The organism is Lentzea sp. NPDC036955 (assembly GCF_055608005.1).
Map to the genome: position 1 here is coordinate 416029 of NZ_JBVJRC010000001.1, position 17647 is coordinate 433675.

13 protein-coding genes are annotated in these 17647 nt (G+C 70.0%); 6 read left to right on the forward strand and 7 right to left on the reverse strand.

The annotated features are described in order from the left end of the window. Window positions 1-19: 19 nt before the first annotated feature. From ACZ7CF_RS02015 to ACZ7CF_RS02025, 3 genes are all read right to left on the reverse strand, one after another. Window positions 20-1330, reverse strand: a complete 1311-nt coding sequence (locus tag ACZ7CF_RS02015; protein ID WP_360387161.1) for an NlpC/P60 family protein — start codon at window positions 1328-1330, stop codon at window positions 20-22. A gap of 135 nt (window positions 1331-1465) precedes the next feature. After that, window positions 1466-2980, reverse strand: a complete 1515-nt coding sequence (locus ACZ7CF_RS02020) for a class I adenylate-forming enzyme family protein (protein WP_470368588.1) — start codon at window positions 2978-2980, stop codon at window positions 1466-1468. A 10-nt stretch (window positions 2981-2990) separates the two neighbouring features. Next, on the reverse strand, window positions 2991-3800 hold the full coding sequence (locus ACZ7CF_RS02025) for an SIR2 family NAD-dependent protein deacylase (RefSeq protein WP_470368589.1): 810 nt from the start codon (window positions 3798-3800) through the stop codon (window positions 2991-2993). A 17-nt stretch (window positions 3801-3817) separates the two neighbouring features. Here ACZ7CF_RS02025 and ACZ7CF_RS02030 point away from each other — a divergent pair, with 17 nt between their 5' ends. The 3 genes from ACZ7CF_RS02030 to ACZ7CF_RS02040 all read left to right on the forward strand — a co-directional run bounded on the left by ACZ7CF_RS02030 (window position 3818) and on the right by ACZ7CF_RS02040 (window position 7159). Then, complete coding sequence (locus ACZ7CF_RS02030; protein WP_360387154.1) at window positions 3818-4282, forward strand: hypothetical protein; 465 nt, start codon at window positions 3818-3820, stop codon at window positions 4280-4282. Then, window positions 4266-5774 (forward strand): flagellar basal body protein FliL, encoded by a 1509-nt coding sequence (locus ACZ7CF_RS02035; protein WP_458433329.1) that lies wholly within the window; start codon window positions 4266-4268, stop codon window positions 5772-5774. Before ACZ7CF_RS02030 ends, ACZ7CF_RS02035 begins: the two co-directional genes overlap by 17 nt. Before the next feature lie 83 nt (window positions 5775-5857). Beyond that, complete coding sequence (locus ACZ7CF_RS02040) at window positions 5858-7159, forward strand: FAD-dependent monooxygenase (protein WP_458433330.1); 1302 nt, start codon at window positions 5858-5860, stop codon at window positions 7157-7159. On the opposite strand, the gene ACZ7CF_RS02045 is transcribed toward ACZ7CF_RS02040, so the two are convergent. From ACZ7CF_RS02045 to ACZ7CF_RS02055, 3 genes are read right to left on the reverse strand one after another with little or no spacing between them, the layout of a single operon-like run. After that, window positions 7079-9796, reverse strand: coding sequence for a BTAD domain-containing putative transcriptional regulator (locus ACZ7CF_RS02045; RefSeq protein ID WP_470368590.1), 2718 nt, complete (start codon window positions 9794-9796; stop codon window positions 7079-7081). The genes ACZ7CF_RS02040 and ACZ7CF_RS02045 overlap by 81 nt on opposite strands. Then, entirely contained in the window at window positions 9793-10425 is a 633-nt protein-coding gene (locus tag ACZ7CF_RS02050) for a hypothetical protein (protein WP_470368591.1), read from the reverse strand. The genes ACZ7CF_RS02045 and ACZ7CF_RS02050 overlap by 4 nt, the downstream gene beginning before the upstream one ends. Continuing rightward, window positions 10422-11132, reverse strand: coding sequence for an ATP-binding cassette domain-containing protein (locus ACZ7CF_RS02055; RefSeq protein ID WP_470368592.1), 711 nt, complete (start codon window positions 11130-11132; stop codon window positions 10422-10424). Before ACZ7CF_RS02055 ends, ACZ7CF_RS02050 begins: the two co-directional genes overlap by 4 nt. 192 nt (window positions 11133-11324) lie before the next feature. Here ACZ7CF_RS02055 and acnA point away from each other — a divergent pair, with 192 nt between their 5' ends. The 3 genes from acnA (at window position 11325) to ACZ7CF_RS02070 (ending at window position 16935) form a co-directional block, all read left to right on the forward strand. Beyond that, entirely contained in the window at window positions 11325-14135 is a 2811-nt protein-coding gene (acnA, locus tag ACZ7CF_RS02060; protein ID WP_360387138.1) for an aconitate hydratase AcnA, read from the forward strand. Window positions 14136-14335: 200 nt separating this feature from the next. After that, window positions 14336-16453, forward strand: a complete 2118-nt coding sequence (locus ACZ7CF_RS02065; protein ID WP_470368593.1) for an AIPR family protein — start codon at window positions 14336-14338, stop codon at window positions 16451-16453. Window positions 16454-16509: 56 nt separating this feature from the next. Then, window positions 16510-16935, forward strand: a complete 426-nt coding sequence (locus ACZ7CF_RS02070) for a DUF1761 domain-containing protein (RefSeq protein WP_360387135.1) — start codon at window positions 16510-16512, stop codon at window positions 16933-16935. On the opposite strand, the gene ACZ7CF_RS02075 is transcribed toward ACZ7CF_RS02070, so the two are convergent. Continuing rightward, window positions 16932-17576: a dihydrofolate reductase family protein gene (locus tag ACZ7CF_RS02075; RefSeq protein WP_360387133.1), complete on the reverse strand. Its 645-nt coding sequence runs from the start codon at window positions 17574-17576 to the stop codon at window positions 16932-16934. The two genes, ACZ7CF_RS02070 and ACZ7CF_RS02075, sit on opposite strands and share 4 nt — an antisense overlap. Between the last annotated feature and the right edge of the window lie 71 nt (window positions 17577-17647).

Below are 17647 nucleotides of genomic sequence, written 5' to 3' on the forward strand. Positions count from 1 at the left end.
CCAGAGGAGCAGGCGGAGATCAGAGCAGCCGGGTCACGTACGGCATGATCCCGCCGTACCGCACCGGCGAGATCCGCACCACCGCACCGGAGTGCGGCGCCTCCACCATCATCCCGCCGCCGAGGTACAACGCCACGTGCGTGCCGCCGCCGGGTCCCCAGAAGATCATGTCGCCAGGAGCCATCTGCGACAGCGGCACCTTGCGGCCGGAGTTGTACTGGTAACCGCTGTAGTGCGGCAGGTACACGCCCGCGCCGGCGAAGGCGTACATCATCAGGCCGGAGCAGTCGAAGCCGATCTTGCGGTAGTCGCCGAAGGAGTCGGCCACGCCGCCGTCACGGACGCCGTAGGTGGGGCCGTAGTGGTTGCCGCCGCCCCACGCGTAGATGACGCCGCGTTGGGCCAGTGCGCGGTTGATGACGGTTTGCACGCGTGAGACCGAGGGTGCGGCAACGGCAGCAGGGCGTGGTGCGGCGGCAGGGGCCGGAGCAGCAACGGCCGCGGCGGCAGCGGCTGCGGCGCGGCGGGCGTTCTCCTCCTCCTCGCGGTGCTTGGCGTCGATCCACTGGTCATACTGGCGGCGCTGGGCTTCGAGGCCGGTGACCTCGCCGCGGGCGGCGAGCAGCTCGCGTTCGACGGCGTCCTTGTCGGACTGCAGCTCGGTGGTCGCGGTGGCCTGGGCCTCGTGCGCGGCCACGGCTTCCTGCTGGGCGGCCTCGGCCACGCGCTTGGCCTCGTCGGCGGCTGCCTGCTTCTCCTCGGCCTTGCGCAGGGCGGCGCGGGCGGCGGAGTCGAGGTTCGCCGCGGTGCCCTGGTCGCGCATGACCTGGTCGAGGGCGTTCAGGGAGGACGAGGAGACCGCTTCGAGCATCTGCGCACGGGCGAGGAGGTCCTCGGGGGACTTGGCGCCGAAGTACGCGGAGATCGAGCCGACCGTGCTGCGCTGCGCGTACGAGGCGGCGACGAACTCGTCGAGGGCGCGGCGCGAGTCCTCGACGGCACGGGAGGCGGCGTCGGCCTGGGTGCGGGCGGAGGTGGCCTCGCGGCGGGCGGCCTCGGCCTCGGAGACGGCGGTCTCCAGGTCGACGCGGGCCTTGTTGGCGAGCTCGCGCTTGTAGGAGACCTGGTCGAGCAGCTCCTGCAGGCGGGCTTCCGCCTGGGTCAGGCGGCCGGTCAGCTCGCCGACCCGTGCCGCCTTCGCATCCGCCTGTGCGCGCGAGGCCGAGATCTCCGCGTCGCTCGGGTTCGGCGGAGGCGGGGGAACAGCGGCGGCCGTCCCCGTGAGGACGGCCGTCATCAGCACCGCGGCGGCGGAGAGTCGCGTCAGCATCCGGACATCACCTCCGACCGAATTAGACCAATCAGTCCCGGGTGGCGCATCTGGAACCGATGCACCGTCAGCCACTCGTGTCACAGTTGACCACGCAAGCGGTCCAATGGGGACGATCGGTTTGTCGGCGTGTCGTCAGTTCACGCCGCGGTCGCGCCCGGTCCAGTACGGTTCGCGGAGCTTGAACTTCTGGATCTTGCCGGTGGCCGTGCGCGGGATCGAGTCGCGGAACTCGACCGAGGTGGGGGCCTTGTAGCCGGCCAGGCGCTCCTTGCAGTGCCGGATCAGCTCGGCCTCGGTGACCTCCGCGGACCGCACGACGAGCGCCTTGATCGTTTCACCCCACCTCTCGTCGGGCACGCCGATCACGGCGACCTCGGCGACGGCCGGGTGGGAGAACAGGCAGTCCTCGACCTCGATCGACGACACGTTCTCGCCGCCGGTGATGATCACGTCCTTCTTGCGGTCGGAGATCGTCAGGTGGCCCTCGTCGTCGAAGTGGCCGCCGTCACCGGTGTGGAACCAGCCGTCCTCGATCGCCGCGGCGGTCGCGTCCGGGTTCTCCCAGTAGCCCTCCATGACCACATTGGACCGTGCGAGCACCTCGCCGGTGTCGGAGATCCGCAGCCGCGCGCCCAGCGCGGGCGCACCCGCCCGTGACTGCTTCTTCGCCTTCTCCTCGCCCTCCGGACCCGGCTGGGCGCGGTTGAACGTGAGCAGCGGCGCCGTCTCGGTCAGGCCGTAGATCTGCAGGAACTCCCAGCCGAGCTCCTCGGTCACCCGCTGGATCGTGCGCGACGGCGGCGGTGCGCCCGCGCAGACGATCCGCACGCGGTCACGGCCGGGGATCTCGCCGTCCCACGACGCCGCGGCGTCCAGCACGGCGTTCCACACGGCCGGTGCGCCGCACATCAGCGTGACGCCGTGGTCGCGGACCCGGCGCAGGATCTCCGCGCCGTCGACCTTGCGCAGCACGACCTGCGGCACGCCCAGGCCGGCCAGCCCGAACGGCATGCCCCAGCCGTTGCAGTGGAACATCGGCAGCACGTGCATGTACACGTCGCCTTCCCACGCACGGGTGTGCATGGCGAACGTGACGGCGTTCAGCCAGATGTTGCGATGGGTCAGCTGCACGCCCTTGGGCCGCGCGGTCGTGCCGGAGGTGTAGTTGATCGTGGCGGTCGCGTCCTCCGAGGGCGCGCTCCACGGCCGTGGCTCCACATCGAACCGCAGCAGCGACTCCGACTCCTCGCCGAGCGTGAACCGGTGCGGCGCGACCACGTCGTCCAGCTCCAGCTCGGGGTCGACGAACAACGCCGACGCGCCGCTGTGCTCGACGATGTACCTGACCTCGTCGGGGTGCAGGCGGAAGTTGACCGGCACGCAGATGCGGCCGCTGCCGGGCACCGCGTGCAGCAGCTCCAGCAGCCGCGCCGAGTTGTGGCTGACGACGGCGACGCGTTCGCCCTCGCCGACGCCCAGCTCGTCGAGCCCCGCCTGCCACGCGCGCACACGGGCCGCCATCCGGGCATACGTCGTCGTCTCGACCGGTCCGGCCGGCTGGTCCGGCTCGTCGACGGTCGCCGTCGTGGCCCCGAACGCGAACGACGCCCGGTCCAGGAAGTCCGTCGTGATCAGCGGTACGCGCATGGTCCCGACCCTACGACCAGGTGCTCGGATCTCCCCAGGACGAGAACCGGCCTCCCCCGGATGGAGGAACGGAGCTGAGGTCGGGCAGCACCTCGCCGACCGGTTCGCGCACGACGGCGGCGGCGAGGGAGTCGTAGGGCGTCGGCTCGTCGTTGCAGATGACGACCCGCGCCCCGGCCTTCGCCGCGAGCGCCACCAGTCCCGCGGCGGGCTGCACGGACAGGGAGGTGCCGGCCACCAGCAGCAGGTCGCAGTCCAGCGCGGCGAGCCGGGCCCTGCGCAGCACCTCGCCGTCGAGCTCCTGCCCGAACGAGACGGTGGCGGACTTGAGGACTCCGCCGCAGCGCACGCACGCCGGTTCGGCCTCGCCGTCGGCGACGCGCTTCAACGCGTCGCGCATCGGGCCGGTGGCGCCGCAGTCGAGGCACACCGTGGCGTGCAGCGTGCCGTGCAGCTCCAGCACCCGGTGCGGGTCGGAGCCGGCTTTCTGGTGCAGGCCGTCGACGTTCTGCGTGACCACGGTGCGCAACCGGCCGGACCGTTCCAGTTCGACCAGCGCGCGGTGCGCGGCGTTCGGTGTGGCCGTCCACACGGGATGGTCGAGCCGCGAGCGCCACGTCCGCCTGCGCACCTCGGCGTCGGCGAGGTAGGAGGAGAGGGTGGCGCCCCGACCGGCGTCCGCGTCACGCGCCCACACCCCGCCGGGATCGCGGAAGTCGGGGATGCCCGAGTCCGTGGAGACCCCGGCACCGGTCAGCACCGTGATCCGGTGGGCGGACGCGACCAGCGCCCGTGCCGCACTGCACGCGTCGGAGGCCATCGGGTCACACTAGTCCCGTGCGCAGCGCTGTGGGAGCCGCGATCGCGGCAGTGGGCTTGGTCACTCAGATCACCGGAACGTTCTTGCCCTGGCTCAAGTCGGGATCGACCACGAGGGACAGTTACCAGGTGCTCTCGCTCCGTGATCTCGCCGGGTTGGACGGGGTGGCGGGCGGCGTCGTGACGGGGGTGTGGGTCGGGCTGACCCCGCTGGCCGTACTGGCGATCGCCCTGCACGTGGTCCGATTTCGTCGAATCGCCGCATGCGCGGCGCTCCTCTTTGGCACGATCGGGGGAACCGTGGCCCTGGTTGCCACGGTCCAAGGGGACAGCAAGGGCGCATTGGTCGGCATCAGCACGACCGGACCCGTCGTCACCCTTGCCGGTGCTGTGCTGACGATCGTGGGGGCGATCACGGTGCTCACCTCGACCAGGCGCAGCGCAGTGATGACCTCAGGAGGGAACCGTGAGCTACCCGGGTAGCGGCGGACAGTGGCAGCCGCAGAACGATCCGTACGGGCAGCAGCACCAGCAGGGTGGTCATCCGCAGACCGGCCCGCAGGGCTACCCGCAACAGCAGCCGCAGCAGGGCGGTTTTCCGCAGACCGGGCCGCAGGGGTTCCCGCAGCAGGGCTACCCGCAGCAGCAGAACTTCCCGCAGCAGGGCTTTCCCCAGCAGGGTTTTCCCCAGCAGGGCTTCGACCAGCAGCCCTACGGCTACGCGCCGATGGGTGGCGAGCCGCCGAAGAAGAAGCGCACCGGCCTGGTGATCACGGCCGTGGTCGCGGTGCTGCTGCTCGTCGGCGGTGGCGTCACGTTCTTCGCGCTGCAGAAGTCGAACCCCGCGGCGAACGCCGGCAAGGACACGCCGGAGGTCGCGGCGAAGAACCTCGTCGAGCAGCTCGGCAGCGGTGACGTCGTCGGCATCATGGCCTCGCTCGCGCCCGCGGAGGCCGCGCTGTCGAAGGACTACCTGGACTCGATGACGAAGGAGATGAAGCGCCTCGAGATCCTCAAGCCCGACGCGGACCCGAACAAGATGTCGGGCGTCGAGTTCAAGAGCGAGAACATCAAGTTCGACGAGGCGGCGGCCGAGAAGGTCAACGACCACCTCACGATCAACAAACTGACCGAGGGCAAGATCACCATCACCTCGGACATCTCCAAGGTCCCGCTGACCGACAAGCTGATGGACGCCATCGGCGACAAGGTCAGCATGACCAAGTCGGAGACCAAGACCTACGACATCTCGGCCGAGGTCAAGAAGCGCGGCAAGCCGATCGGCATCGCGTCGATCAAGGTCGATGACAAGTGGTACCCGAGCGCCTTCTACACGATCGCCAACGCGGTCCTGGAGGAGGAGAAGCTCACCTGGCCGGCCAAGGGCATCGCGGCGCAGGGCGCCGGCTCGCCGGAGGACGCGGCGAAGCAGCTGGTCACCGCGGCGCTGGACGGCGACATGGAGAAGGTCATCGCCACGCTGCCGCCGGACGAGGCCGGTGTGCTGCACGACCTCGGCCCGGTGCTGCTGGACCAGATCGGCAGCGTGGACAAGACCGGCGCCAAGCTGAACGCGCTGGAGACCGACGTGAAGGACGTGGCCGGCGGCAAGCAGGTCACCGTCAAGAAGCTGTCGGTGACGGCGGAGGGCGAGACGCTCACCATCACGCGCGAGGGCGACTGCTACTCGGTCGACGTGCCCAAGCAGGGTGAGCAGAAGCTGTGCGCCGACCAGGTCACGGAGCTGCTGGAGCAGCAGGGCGGCGGCAAGAGCAAGATCCCGGCCGAGGCGGTCGAGGTCATCGGGCGCGTCGCCACGTCGGTCATGAAGACCGGTGTCGGCGTGGTGTCCACCGAGGTCGACGGCAAGTGGTACGTCAGCCCGGTCCGCTCGTACTACGAGGTGCTGCTGACGCTGTTCCGCGGCTTCGAGCCCAAGGACGTCGACGCGCTGATCGCGCTCATGAAGAAGTAGTTCCCGCTGGTCCGCCACGGCCCTGTCACGCGCAACAGCGACGTGACAGGGCCGTGGCAGTTCACGGGCCGAGTGTGGTCGCCATGGACACTCAGGTTCTGATCATCGGCGCCGGCCCGACCGGCCTCACCCTGGCACTCGACCTCGCCCGCCGCGGCGTCGGGTTCCGCATCGTCGACGCCTCCCCCGCACCGTTCGCGGGCTCCCGCGGCAAGGGCCTGCAGCCGCGGTCGATGGAGGTCTTCCACGACCTGGGCGTCATCGAGCCGATCCTCGCCGCCGGTCGGCTGCACATGACCATGCGCGCCTACAACGGCCGCGAGGTGCTGCGCGAGTGGGACGTCCACGAGGGCCGCCACCCGACGGCCGAACGCCCGTACGCGCGCACCATGCTCATCGCCCAATTCCGGGTCGAGCAGGCGCTGCGCGAGGCCCTTCCCCAGGCGGTCGAGTACGGCACGGCGCTGACGTCGTTCACCCAGGACGACTCCGGTGTCACCGCGGTCGTCGGGTCGGAGACCGTGCGGGCCAGGTACCTCGTCGGGTGCGACGGCGGGAAGTCGTTCGTGCGCAAGCAACTCGGCGTGTCGTTCGTCGGCGAGACGCACGAGGACCAGCGGATGCTCGTGGGCGACGTCCGGCTCTCCGGCCTGGACCGCGACCACTGGCACAGCTGGGGCGGGCGCGCGGACAGGTGGCTCGCGCTGTGCCCGTTGCCCGACACCGACCTCTTCCAGTTCCAGGCCACCGGTGACGGCGAGCCGTCGCTGGAGCTGTACCGGCAGATCGTCCGCGAGCGCACCGGCCTGGACGACGTGGTGCTGCACGAGGCGACGTGGATGTCGTTGTACCGCACCAACATCCGCATGGTCGACCGGTTCCGCGTCGGCCGGGTGTTCCTCGCGGGCGACGCGGCGCACGTGCACTCCCCCGCCGGTGCGCAGGGCATGAACACCGGCATCCAGGACGCCTACAACCTGGGCTGGAAGCTCGGGATGGAGACGTTGCTCGACACCTACGAGTCCGAGCGCAAGCCGGTCGCGGAGTGGCTGCTCGGCATGACGACCAGGATCATGACGTCGGGCAACCCGTTCGAGCGCCGCGACGACGAGACGCTGCAGCTGTCGCTGTCGTACCGCACGACCGACGGCGAGGGACTGCAGGCCGGTGACCGGATGCCCGACGGGATGACCGACCAGGGCCGGATCTTCGACCTGCTGCGCGGCCCCGACTTCGTGACGCTGGACTTCCCCGGCGGCCCGGTGCTGGTGCGCCCGGACGGGTACGTCGCCGCGGTCGGGCGGTCAGCGGTCGACGCGTACTTCGGCGCGCACCCGGTCACGCAGCTGCACCACCGCCGGGTCGCTGCTCGGGCCGCCGCGTAGCCGTTCGGCCTCGGTCAGGGCGTCCGCCGCGGAACGGGCGTCGCCCTGGGCCAGCAGCCAGCCCGCGTACGTCTCCAGCACGCTGGCCCGCGCGGGCCCGTCCGCGCTGCCGCTGACCGTGTCGAGCGCCCTCGCGTAGTGCTCACCCGCCTGGTCCAGGTGACCGAGGCGGGTGAGCGCCAGCCCGAGCCCGGCGTGGACGGTGGCGCGGAACTGGACCGCGTGCGCGTCGCCGGTGACGGCCAGTGCCCTCCGGTAGAGCCGCACCGCCTCCTCGAAGTCGCCGCCGAAGAACGCCACCTCGCCGTGCGCCTGCGCGACCCGTCCCCGGTCGAGGTCGTGCACCGGGTGCACCTGCGCGAGGTCCTCCCGCGCACCGGCCAGGTCACCGATCCGCACCTTCAGCCGCGCCGTCTGCACCAGCACCGACATCGGCACCAGCACGCTCTCCGGGTCCCCCAGCTCGGCCGCCACCCGCCGCGCCTCCGACACCGCCTGGAACCCCTCGGCGTGCGCACCGCGGTTGATCAGCACCATGACCAGGCACGACAACCCGAACACGACCGCCCACCGGTCCCCCACGGCGCGGAACAGCCGCAACGCCTCCCGGTAGGCCCGCTCCGCCTCCGGCGCCGCACCCTCGCTGAACTCCCCGGCCACCACACCGCGGACGAGCGCGGAGAACGCCCGCATCCACTCGTCACCGGACCGCTCCAGCCGGTCCGCGAGCGCCGACATCCGCCCGCCCAGCTCCGCCTGCCCCCACACCTGTCCGCTGGTGAGCATCAACGCGCACAGCGCCGTCGGCACGTCCTGCTGCCACAACCGCTCGGCCGCGAGCGCCGCCTCCGGCGTGCCCAGTGCCGCGAGCACCTCCGACAGCGGGTCGCCGGGCACCAGCGGCGCCCACCGCCGGATCTCCTCGAACCGCTTGGTCATCACCAGCCAGTGCCAGGTGCGGGCGGCCACCATCCGCCGCGCCAGCCCCTGGTCGTGCCCGACCGCCCACGCCAGTGCCGCGTCGAGGTTGGCCCGTTCGGCGTCGAACACCTCCAGTGCCTCCAGCTGGCGCGGGCCGCGGAACAGCGGCTCGGTGCGCTCGGCCAGCTCGACGTAGTGGCGCGCGTGGGCGGCCTGGTCGGCCAGGCCCTGCTCCAGCGCGTACTCGCGGACGGTCTCCAGCAGCCGGTAGCGCTCGCCGGAGCGGACGACCAGCGACTTCTCGACGAGGGCGGACAGCAGGTCCTCGGTCGCCCAGAGGTCGCCTTCCGCCGAGCAGACCTCGTGCACCGCCGCGGCCGTCGCCCCGCCCACGAACACCGCGACCCGCGCCAGCAGCTCCCGCTCGTCCGGGTCCAGCAGCTCCCAGCTCCAGTCGACGACCGCCCGCAGCGTCCGGTGCCGCACCGGACCGGTCCGCGTCCCGCGGTCCAGCAGCCGCAGCCGGCTCCCGACGCGTGCCTCCAGCTGCCGGGCCGACAGCGACCGCGCCCGTGCCGCCGCCAGTTCCAGTGCCAGCGGGATTCCTTCCAGCGCAACGCACACACGCCGCACCACGGCCTGGTCCAGCGCCGCTCCGACCCGTGCCGAGAACAGCCGCACGGAGTGGTCGAGGTCCAGCGGTGCCACCGGGTGCACGACCTCGCCGGGGATGCCCAGAGGTTCCCGCGACGTCGCCAGCACCCGCACCCCCGGTGCCTCCGCCAGCAGCCGCGCGCACAGCGAAGCCGCCGCGTCCACCACGTGCTCGCAGTTGTCCAGCACCACCAGCGACGTGCCCAGCCGGTCGAACACGGGCATCGCCAGCGGGTTCGGCCCCAGCGCCGCGTCGAGTGCGGCCAGCGGGTCGGCCGTCGAGTCCAGCTCCACGAACCACGCCGAGGCGCAGGACGAAGCGTGTGCCAGGGCCAGCCGCGTCTTGCCGACCCCGCCGAACCCGGTCAGCGTCACCAGCCGGTTCGCCGCCAGCAGCCCGCCGAGCGCGTCCAGGTCCTCGCCCCGGCCCACGAACGACCCCACCGGTGCCGGCAGGTTGCCGCGCACGCCGCGGTCCCGCAGCACCGCGAGGTGGGCCGCCGCCAGCGCTTCGCCGGGGTCCACGCCCAGCTCCTCCGCCAGCGCGGCGCGGACCCGTTCGTGCACGGCCAGCGCGTCCGAGCGCCGGCCCGCGGCGTGCAGGGCCAGCATCAGCCGCGCCTGCACGTCCTCGCGCAGCGGGTGAGCCGCCGCCAGAGCCTCCAGCCCGGTCAGGTCGTCGCGCAGCAACGCGAGCCGCACCGCCTCGTCGACCGCGAACGGCGCGTCCTCGAACGGGGCACCGCGCCACAGCGCCGCGTCGCGCGTGCGGAGGAACTCCTCGACGTCGGTGTCCGCTTCAAGCCGGTAGCCGCCCGCGTGCGAGGAGATCACGGACGCGCCGACCGCCCGCCGCAGCCGGGACACCAGCGACTGCAACGCGGCGGCGCCGTCGGCCGGTGGCTCGTCCGGCCACAGGTCCGCGATCAGCTGCTCGGCGGTGACCACCCGGCCCGGCTGCATCGCGAGCCGGATCAGCAGCCACCGCAACCGCTTGCCGCGCACCTCCACCGGCCCGTCGCCGCGGACGACGAGCGGTCCCAGCACGTCGACGCGCGTCACGCCCGCCGCACTCCCAGCGCGACCGCGCCCGCCACCAGCACCGCGCCGACCGCTCCCGCCCACAGCACCGACAGCGACACCTGGTTGTGCCCCAGCGCGTCGAGCACCCAGCCGAGCGGCGTGCCGCGGCCCAGCGGGTAGGTCAGGACGACCACGGTGAACACCGCGAGCACCGTCCGGCCGATCGCGTCGAACACCGGCCGCGCGAACATCAGGCCCACGCCGACGCCGAGCAACGCGACCGCCGTGTGCGCGCCGAGTCCCACCAGGAACTCGCCGGCCGTGTACGGGTGCGGGTTCGTGACCACCGGCCACATCGCCGCCAGCACCGCCATCGCCACCGCGAACAGCACGGCCACCACCGCGACCGCGCCGAGCACCCGCGACCAGCCGCCGGCCGACACCACGGTGATCTCGCGCCGCACCACGTCCTCCGACGTAGCCACGACGACCGCCATCCACGCGCAGACGGGGTACAGCAACGCCGACGACCCCGAGTACGCCTCCAGCGGCTGCCCGGCGTCCGAGGAGAACAGCATCCCCATGACGCCGAGGAACACCAGCACCGGCGCCAGGAACCGCTGTCCCCGCAGCACGTCCGCCGCGAGGTACCGCACCAGCGAGGTCATCGCACGCTCCGCACCGAGCACCCGAGCCGCAGCGCCTCCGCCAGCACCGAGTCACTGCGGTCCGGTGCCACGACCACGCGCGCCGACGTCCCGCGCGACAGCACCGACCGCACGCCCTCCAGCGCCTCCAGCGCGTCGAGCCCCACGACCCGGCTCAGCTCGATCGTCACGTGGCCGCCCGCGAGGTCCACCCGCGTCGCGTCCGCGAGGTGCCCCTCGTGGTCGGACACCAGCGCCGTCCGCCCCTGCAGCAACTCCACCAGCTCCGCCGACGCCGCCGGGTCCAGGCCGCTCCACGGCTCGTCGAGCACCAGCACGTCGGAGGCGAGGAACGCCTGCGCGAGCGCCACCTTCTGCGCGTTGCCCTTCGACAGCGCGGACATCGGCGCGGTCAGCGAGCCGACGAACCCCAGCCGCTCCAGCACGTCGTTGGCCGCGGAACGCCGGACCCGTCCCATGTGCGCGAGGTAGGACGAGGCGGACATCCGGACGTCGGACGGGAACCGCTCCGGCACGTACCCGACCGACGCGGGCCGCACGACCCGTCCCGACGTCGGCCGCAGCACCCCCGCCGCGATCTTGAGCAGGGTGGACTTGCCGGTGCCGTTCGCGCCGGTCAGCACCACCAGCTCGGACACCTCCAGCGTGAGGTCGCGCAGCACCCAGGGCCCGCGCCCGTACCGCTGGGAAACCTGATCGAGGAGCACCACGCCAAGATAGCCACAGCCGGCACGGCGGCGTCGCCCTCCGCGCCGCGCGGGTGAGTTAGGACAACCTGGGTTGAAGCGGATTACAGGACAAGCGTACTGTTTGGGGTCGAGGGGCAGTGGTCGACCGGTTGAGGAAGACTCTCCCCGTACCCGAACTGACCACCGCGCTGTCACCAGATGGAGTTGCACGTGACCAACAGCCTGGACAGCTTCGGCGCCCGCGGCACGCTCAACGTCGGCGACGCCTCGTACGAGGTGTTCCGGCTGAGCGCCGTGGAGGGCGCGGAGCGTCTGCCGTTCAGCCTGAAGATCCTGCTGGAGAACCTGCTGCGGACCGAGGACGGCGCGAACATCACCGCCGACCACGTGCGCGCTCTCGCCAACTGGGACCCCACCGCGGAGCCCGACACCGAGATCCAGTTCACGCCCGCGCGCGTCGTGATGCAGGACTTCACCGGCGTCCCCTGCGTCGTCGACCTCGCCACCATGCGCGAGGCCGTCACCCAGCTCGGCGGCGACGCCGAGAAGGTGAACCCGCTCGCGCCCGCCGAGCTCGTGATCGACCACTCGGTCATCGCCGACATCTTCGGCCGTCCGGACGCGTTCGAGCTGAACGTCGACCTGGAGTACGAGCGCAACCGCGAGCGCTACCAGTTCCTGCGCTGGGGCCAGACCGCGTTCGACGAGTTCAAGGTCGTCCCGCCCGGCACCGGCATCGTCCACCAGGTCAACATCGAGCACCTCGCTCGCGTCGTCATGGTCCGGGGCGGCCAGGCGTACCCGGACACGCTGGTCGGCACCGACTCGCACACCACGATGGTCAACGGCATCGGCGTGCTGGGCTGGGGCGTCGGCGGCATCGAGGCCGAGGCCGCGATGCTCGGCCAGCCGGTCTCCATGCTGATCCCGCGGGTCGTGGGCTTCAAGCTCTCCGGTGAGCTGCCCCCCGGCGCCACCGCCACCGACCTCGTGCTCACGATCACCGAGATGCTGCGCAAGCAGGGCGTCGTCGGCAAGTTCGTCGAGTTCTACGGCGAGGGCGTCGGCGCGGTGCCGCTCGCGAACCGCGCCACCATCGGCAACATGTCGCCGGAGTTCGGCTCCACGGTCGGCATCTTCCCGATCGACGGCGAGACCATCGACTACCTGCGCCTGACCGGCCGGTCCGAGGAGCAGATCGCGCTCGTCGAGGCCTACGCCAAGGAGCAGGGCCTCTGGCACGACCCGTCCCGCGAGCCGGTGTTCTCCGAGACGCTGGAGCTCGACCTGGCGACGGTCGTCCCGTCCATCGCCGGCCCGAAGCGCCCGCAGGACCGCATCGAGCTGACCTCCGCCAAGGAGGCGTTCCGCCAGGCACTGGGCGCCTACGTCGCGCACACCGACGGCCAGGAGCTGTCCGGCGTGGACGAGGCCGTCGACGACACGTTCCCGGCCAGCGACCCGATCGCCGTCCACGAGGGCGAGAACGGCTCCGGCACGCCGAAGGTGGTCCACACCGCCGCGGAGGGCGCCACCGGCCGGGTGTCGAACCCGGTCAAGGTCTCCCTCGACGGCAACGAGTTCGAGCTGGACCACGGCGCCGTCGCGATCGCCGCGATCACGTCGTGCACCAACACCTCGAACCCGTCCGTGATGCTCGGTGCGGCCCTGCTCGCGAAGAAGGCCGTCGAGCGCGGCCTCGAGCGCAAGCCGTGGGTCAAGACGACCCTGGCGCCGGGCTCGAAGGTCGTCATGGACTACTACGAGCGCGCCGGCCTCATGCCGTACCTGGAGAAGCTCGGCTTCCACCTGGTCGGCTACGGCTGCACCACCTGCATCGGCAACTCGGGCCCGCTGCAGGACGAGATCTCGGCGGGTGTGCAGGAGGGCGACCTCGCGGTCGTCTCGGTGCTGTCGGGCAACCGCAACTTCGAGGGCCGGATCAACCCGGACATCAAGATGAACTACCTCGCGTCGCCGCCGCTGGTCGTGGCGTACGCGCTGGCCGGTTCGATGGACAAGGACATCACCACCGAGCCGCTGGGCACGGACACCGAGGGCAAGCCGGTGTACCTGTCGGAGATCTGGCCGTCGCCGGCCGAGATCGCCGAGGTCATCTCGACCTCGATCTCCGCGGAGGGCTTCACCAAGGGCTACACCAACGTGTTCTCCGGTGACGAGCGCTGGCAGTCGCTGCCCACGCCGACCGGCAACACGTTCGAGTGGGACGCCGAGTCCACCTACGTGCGCAAGCCCCCGTACTTCGAGGGCATGGAGATGGAGCCGAAGCCGGTCACCGACGTCGCGGGCGCCCGCGTCCTCGCGCTGCTGGGCGACTCGGTCACCACGGACCACATCTCCCCCGCCGGTTCGATCAAGGCCGACTCGCCCGCGGGCAAGTACCTGACCGAGCACGGCGTGGAGCGCAAGGACTTCAACTCCTACGGCTCCCGCCGCGGCAACCACGAGGTGATGATCCGCGGCACGTTCGCGAACATCCGTCTGCGCAACCTCCTGCTCGACGACGTCCAGGGCGGCTTCACCCGCAACTTCCTGGAGGCCGACGCCCCGCAGACCACCATCTACGACGCGTCGGTGGCCTACGCGGAGGCGGGCGTCCCGCTGGTCGTGCTGGCGGGCAAGGAGTACGGCTCCGGTTCGTCGCGCGACTGGGCGGCCAAGGGCACCTCGCTGCTCGGCGTCCGCACCGTCATCGCCGAGTCCTACGAGCGCATCCACCGCTCGAACCTGATCGGCATGGGCGTCCTGCCGCTGCAGTTCCCGGCCGGCGAGACCGCCGCGTCGCTGGGCCTCGACGGCACCGAGACGTTCGACTTCACCGGCATCACGGAGCTGAACAACGGCACCACGCCGTCGACGGTGCACGTGACCGCCACGAAGGCCGACGGCGCGAAGGTGGAGTTCGACGCGGTCGTCCGCATCGACACGCCCGGTGAGGCGGACTACTACCGCAACGGTGGCATCATGCAGTACGTGCTGCGCAAGATGGTCCGCAGCTAGCTACTAAACGACTGAGGGCCGCTCATCGTCCGATGAGCGGCCCTCAGTCGTTATTAGGGCTATACCAATCGTTTGACATCGGCCGCTCGTGAGATGATTCGGCCCTTCGGAGGAGTACGCGCTCAGCTCCAAACCCATCAGGGGGGATCGCATTGTCCATCGGCGCCAACTCAGCTGGCTCAGTCGAGGTGCTGACTCAGGTGCGTCAGGTCGAGAACGGCCTGATCAAGGCCTACATCGAGCCGGGGTATCTCGACATCAGCGATCTCGACGGAAAGCCTGATGAGGAGCGGAGACCGCGGGTGCTGTCGCGCGCCCTCGCTGCGCAAGCCGTGCGGATGGTGACCGGCTTCAGCCCGCAAGAGGCCGCGGCGACCGTGATCGACGGGTTCGCGGATCAGGGAATCGATGCCATAGCGGTCGTAGACGGAGCAGCCCCGCACGTATACGTCGTACAGGCGAAGTGGAGCAAGAACGGGAAAGCAACCTCCGATCGCTCGGCGGTTCAGGAGCTGCTCGACGGTTTGCGTCTCATCGACGACGAGGAGTTCACTGCTTTCAATCCTCGCGGTCGCCAGCTGGCAGAGCTTGCAAAATCCGTCATGTCCACGAGCATGGCTCCGGTGACTCAAGTCGTAGTCCTCATGCGCGCGGATGACGTGACAGAGGGTTTCAAACTCGCCGTAGCCAACGGGGAGCGCGACTTCAACCGTCATGGTGAACTACTCGACCACAGGATCATCTTGTCGGCGGAGGTGTATGAGTCCGTCCGCAACGACATGGCACCTGCACCCGTCGACATCGAAGCTGTGCTGTCGCCTTGGTTCTCCGTGAACGAACCCTACGAGTCATACCAGGGCGTGGTTCTGGCCGAGCAGATCGTGAGCTGGGTGGAGCACGGAACCAACCTCTTCAACCTCAACATCCGCAACCCCCTCGGGCGCACCCAGATCAATAATGAACTCATCACCACCCTCTTGACCGAGCCCGCGCACTTCTGGTATTTCAACAACGGGATCACGATCCTGTGTGAATCCGTGGAGAAACGACACCAGTCCATGCGGACGCCGCAGGCACTACCAGTGACCTTGGTGATGCACAACGCTAGCGTTGTCAACGGAGCCCAGACGGTCCGTTCGGTCGTCGAAGCCGTTCTTCAGGATCCCGATGCCGGATCTGCACAGATCAACGTCCGCATCATTGTGACCGGTAAGTCCAGAGAGTTCGCGACGCGGACCACCCAGACCACCAACAGGCAGAACCGAGTAGAAGCCAGGGACTTCATCACGCTCGATTCGGTACAGGGCTCGATCATGCAGGACATGCGAGCCGAACTCGGCCTTGAGTACGGCGTCCGGCGAGGCGAGTTGGAGCCACATCCTGAGACGGGGTGTTCTGTCGTCGAAGCAGCTTGCGCCTTGGCTTGCTTCCACTCCAACAGCCAATACTCGGCGCGGATCGCAACAACAATGGACGTCCTGTGGGAACGTGGTTCGCAAGGCATCTACGACACGCTGTTCCGACCCCAACCGACCGCCCATCTGATCTGGAACTCCGTCCGAGTACTCCGCCAGGTGCGAAGGTGCCTTCACACCATTCGACCCGAGTTCGTCGGTCGCGCTTCAGCTCTCATCGAACACGGCACCTATCTGGTGACACATCTGGTATTCCGCAAACTGGACACCGACACAATTCAAGAGCCTGACACGGCAAACGACTGGTATGCCAGCACAGAGGCTCAGATCGACGATGTCGTGAGGGACCTCGTTCCCATGATCATCGCGACCATCGACAGACTCTACACCGATAGGTCTCAGATCCGCGCTGTGTGCGCGGACGTCGTCCGCTGTCATGCCGTGACCGATCAGGTTCTGAACGGCGACCGGGCGACGGTGGCGACGGTCGAAACAAGGTACCGCCGCACGAAGAAGAACGGCTCCGGGCGCCGCCCGAACGCCGTTTCAGTGCTCATCGATCGCGGTGTATTGACAGAAGGGGAGATGCTGTACCTGTCGTCGGCATTCCCCGTTGAAACTGAAGCGCTTAAAGCGTGGTTGGAGGAGGATCCCCGCCGTGGACGGGCAACTTGGGTTCCCCACCGCGCCAAGCCGATTCTTTGGGCCGCAGATGGGAAGCAGTACTCGCCGTCTGGCCTGATCGCCTTCATGTGGGCACAGGCCGGTTGGGAGAACAGGCCCGTCTCGAACCAAGGCACTGCCCGGTGGAACGTCGGCACCGGCGAGTCCCTCGCTGATCTCGCTTGGCAAACTCTGCGGAATCTCGAGGACGCCGATGCGCTGGAGACCGGCGACGCGTAACAGGTACCCACTGTCCCGCGATGCCAAGACACCCTGACACCCGCGGGAGACCTCACATGAGCCTGAGCGTGCTCGGCGACCTCAACTGGTTCGCCGTCGTCGTCGCCACCGTCGCGTACTACGGGCTGGGCGCGATCTGGTACGCCGAGTTCGCCTTCGGCAGGGCCTGGCGGCGGTCGCTGGGCTGGGACCTCACCCCGCCCGAGCGCATCGGCTCCAGCGTCTACACGATCCCGCTGGCCACCTGTTTCGCCGCGACGCTGGCGGTCGCGATGGTCGCCGCCGCGTCCGGTACCGACGACGTGCTGGAGGGCTTGCTGCTCGGCCTGGTCGTGGGTGTCGGTGTCGCGTTCCCGGTGATGTTCGTGGGCGGGGTGTTCGACACGACGAAGCCCGCCCCGAAGGCCTCGGTGGCCATCGGGGCGGGCTTCCACGTCATCGGCCTCGGGCTCGTCGGAGCGATCCTGGGCCTGTGGCGTTAGCGGCGCCAGAACAGGTGGTGCACCACACCGCTCGGGCTGGGCACCACGTCCAGGTGGTAGCGGTCGAGCAGCTCGTCGGGCGAGTCCCACAGCCGCAGCCCGTCCCCCAGGCTCACCGGGGACACGGCGACGTGCAGCGTGTCGACGAGACCCGCGTCGAGGAACCGGCGGATGGTCGTGACGCCGCCGCCGAGCCGGACGTCCTTGCCCTGTGCGGCCTCCCGCGCCTGCTCCAGCACCGCCGCCGGGTCACCGCCGACGAAGTGGAACGTGGTGTCCGAGAGCGTGATGGACGGCCGTTCGTGGTGGGTCAGGACGAACACCGGGGTGTGGAACGGCGGCTCGTCGCCCCACCAGCCCTGCCACTCGTGGTCGGTCCACGGTCCGCGCTGGTATCCGAACTTGTTGCGGCCCATGATCTCCGCGCCGATGTTGTTCGTGAAGTCGCGGGTGAGGTAGTCGTCCAGGCCGCGGCTGCCACCGGGCTCGGTGCGGTTGGGCCAGCTCGCCGTGGCGCCGGCCCAGCCGAACAGCTTCCCCGCGTCGGGCAGGCCGAACGGGTTGTCGAAGCTCTGGTGCTCACCGGCGGCGACCCCGTCGCTGGTGACGTTGAAGTTCTGCACTCGCAGCAGCTGTGCCACGTGTTCCTCCGAGTTGTGCCGACGTCGACCGGGTTGACTCGCCGAGCCGGCAGAACTCATCGCCTCGGGCG

Coding starts and splice junctions, on each gene's coding strand:
- ACZ7CF_RS02015 (WP_360387161.1), bottom strand. CDS start 1,330: ATGCTGACGCGACTCTCCGCCGCCGCGGTGCTGATGACGGCCGTCCTC.
- ACZ7CF_RS02020 (WP_470368588.1), bottom strand. CDS start 2,980: ATGCGCGTACCGCTGATCACGACGGACTTCCTGGACCGGGCGTCGTTC.
- ACZ7CF_RS02025 (WP_470368589.1), bottom strand. CDS start 3,800: ATGGCCTCCGACGCGTGCAGTGCGGCACGGGCGCTGGTCGCGTCCGCC.
- ACZ7CF_RS02040 (WP_458433330.1), top strand. CDS start 5,858: ATGGACACTCAGGTTCTGATCATCGGCGCCGGCCCGACCGGCCTCACC.
- ACZ7CF_RS02050 (WP_470368591.1), bottom strand. CDS start 10,425: ATGACCTCGCTGGTGCGGTACCTCGCGGCGGACGTGCTGCGGGGACAG.
- ACZ7CF_RS02070 (WP_360387135.1), top strand. CDS start 16,510: ATGAGCCTGAGCGTGCTCGGCGACCTCAACTGGTTCGCCGTCGTCGTC.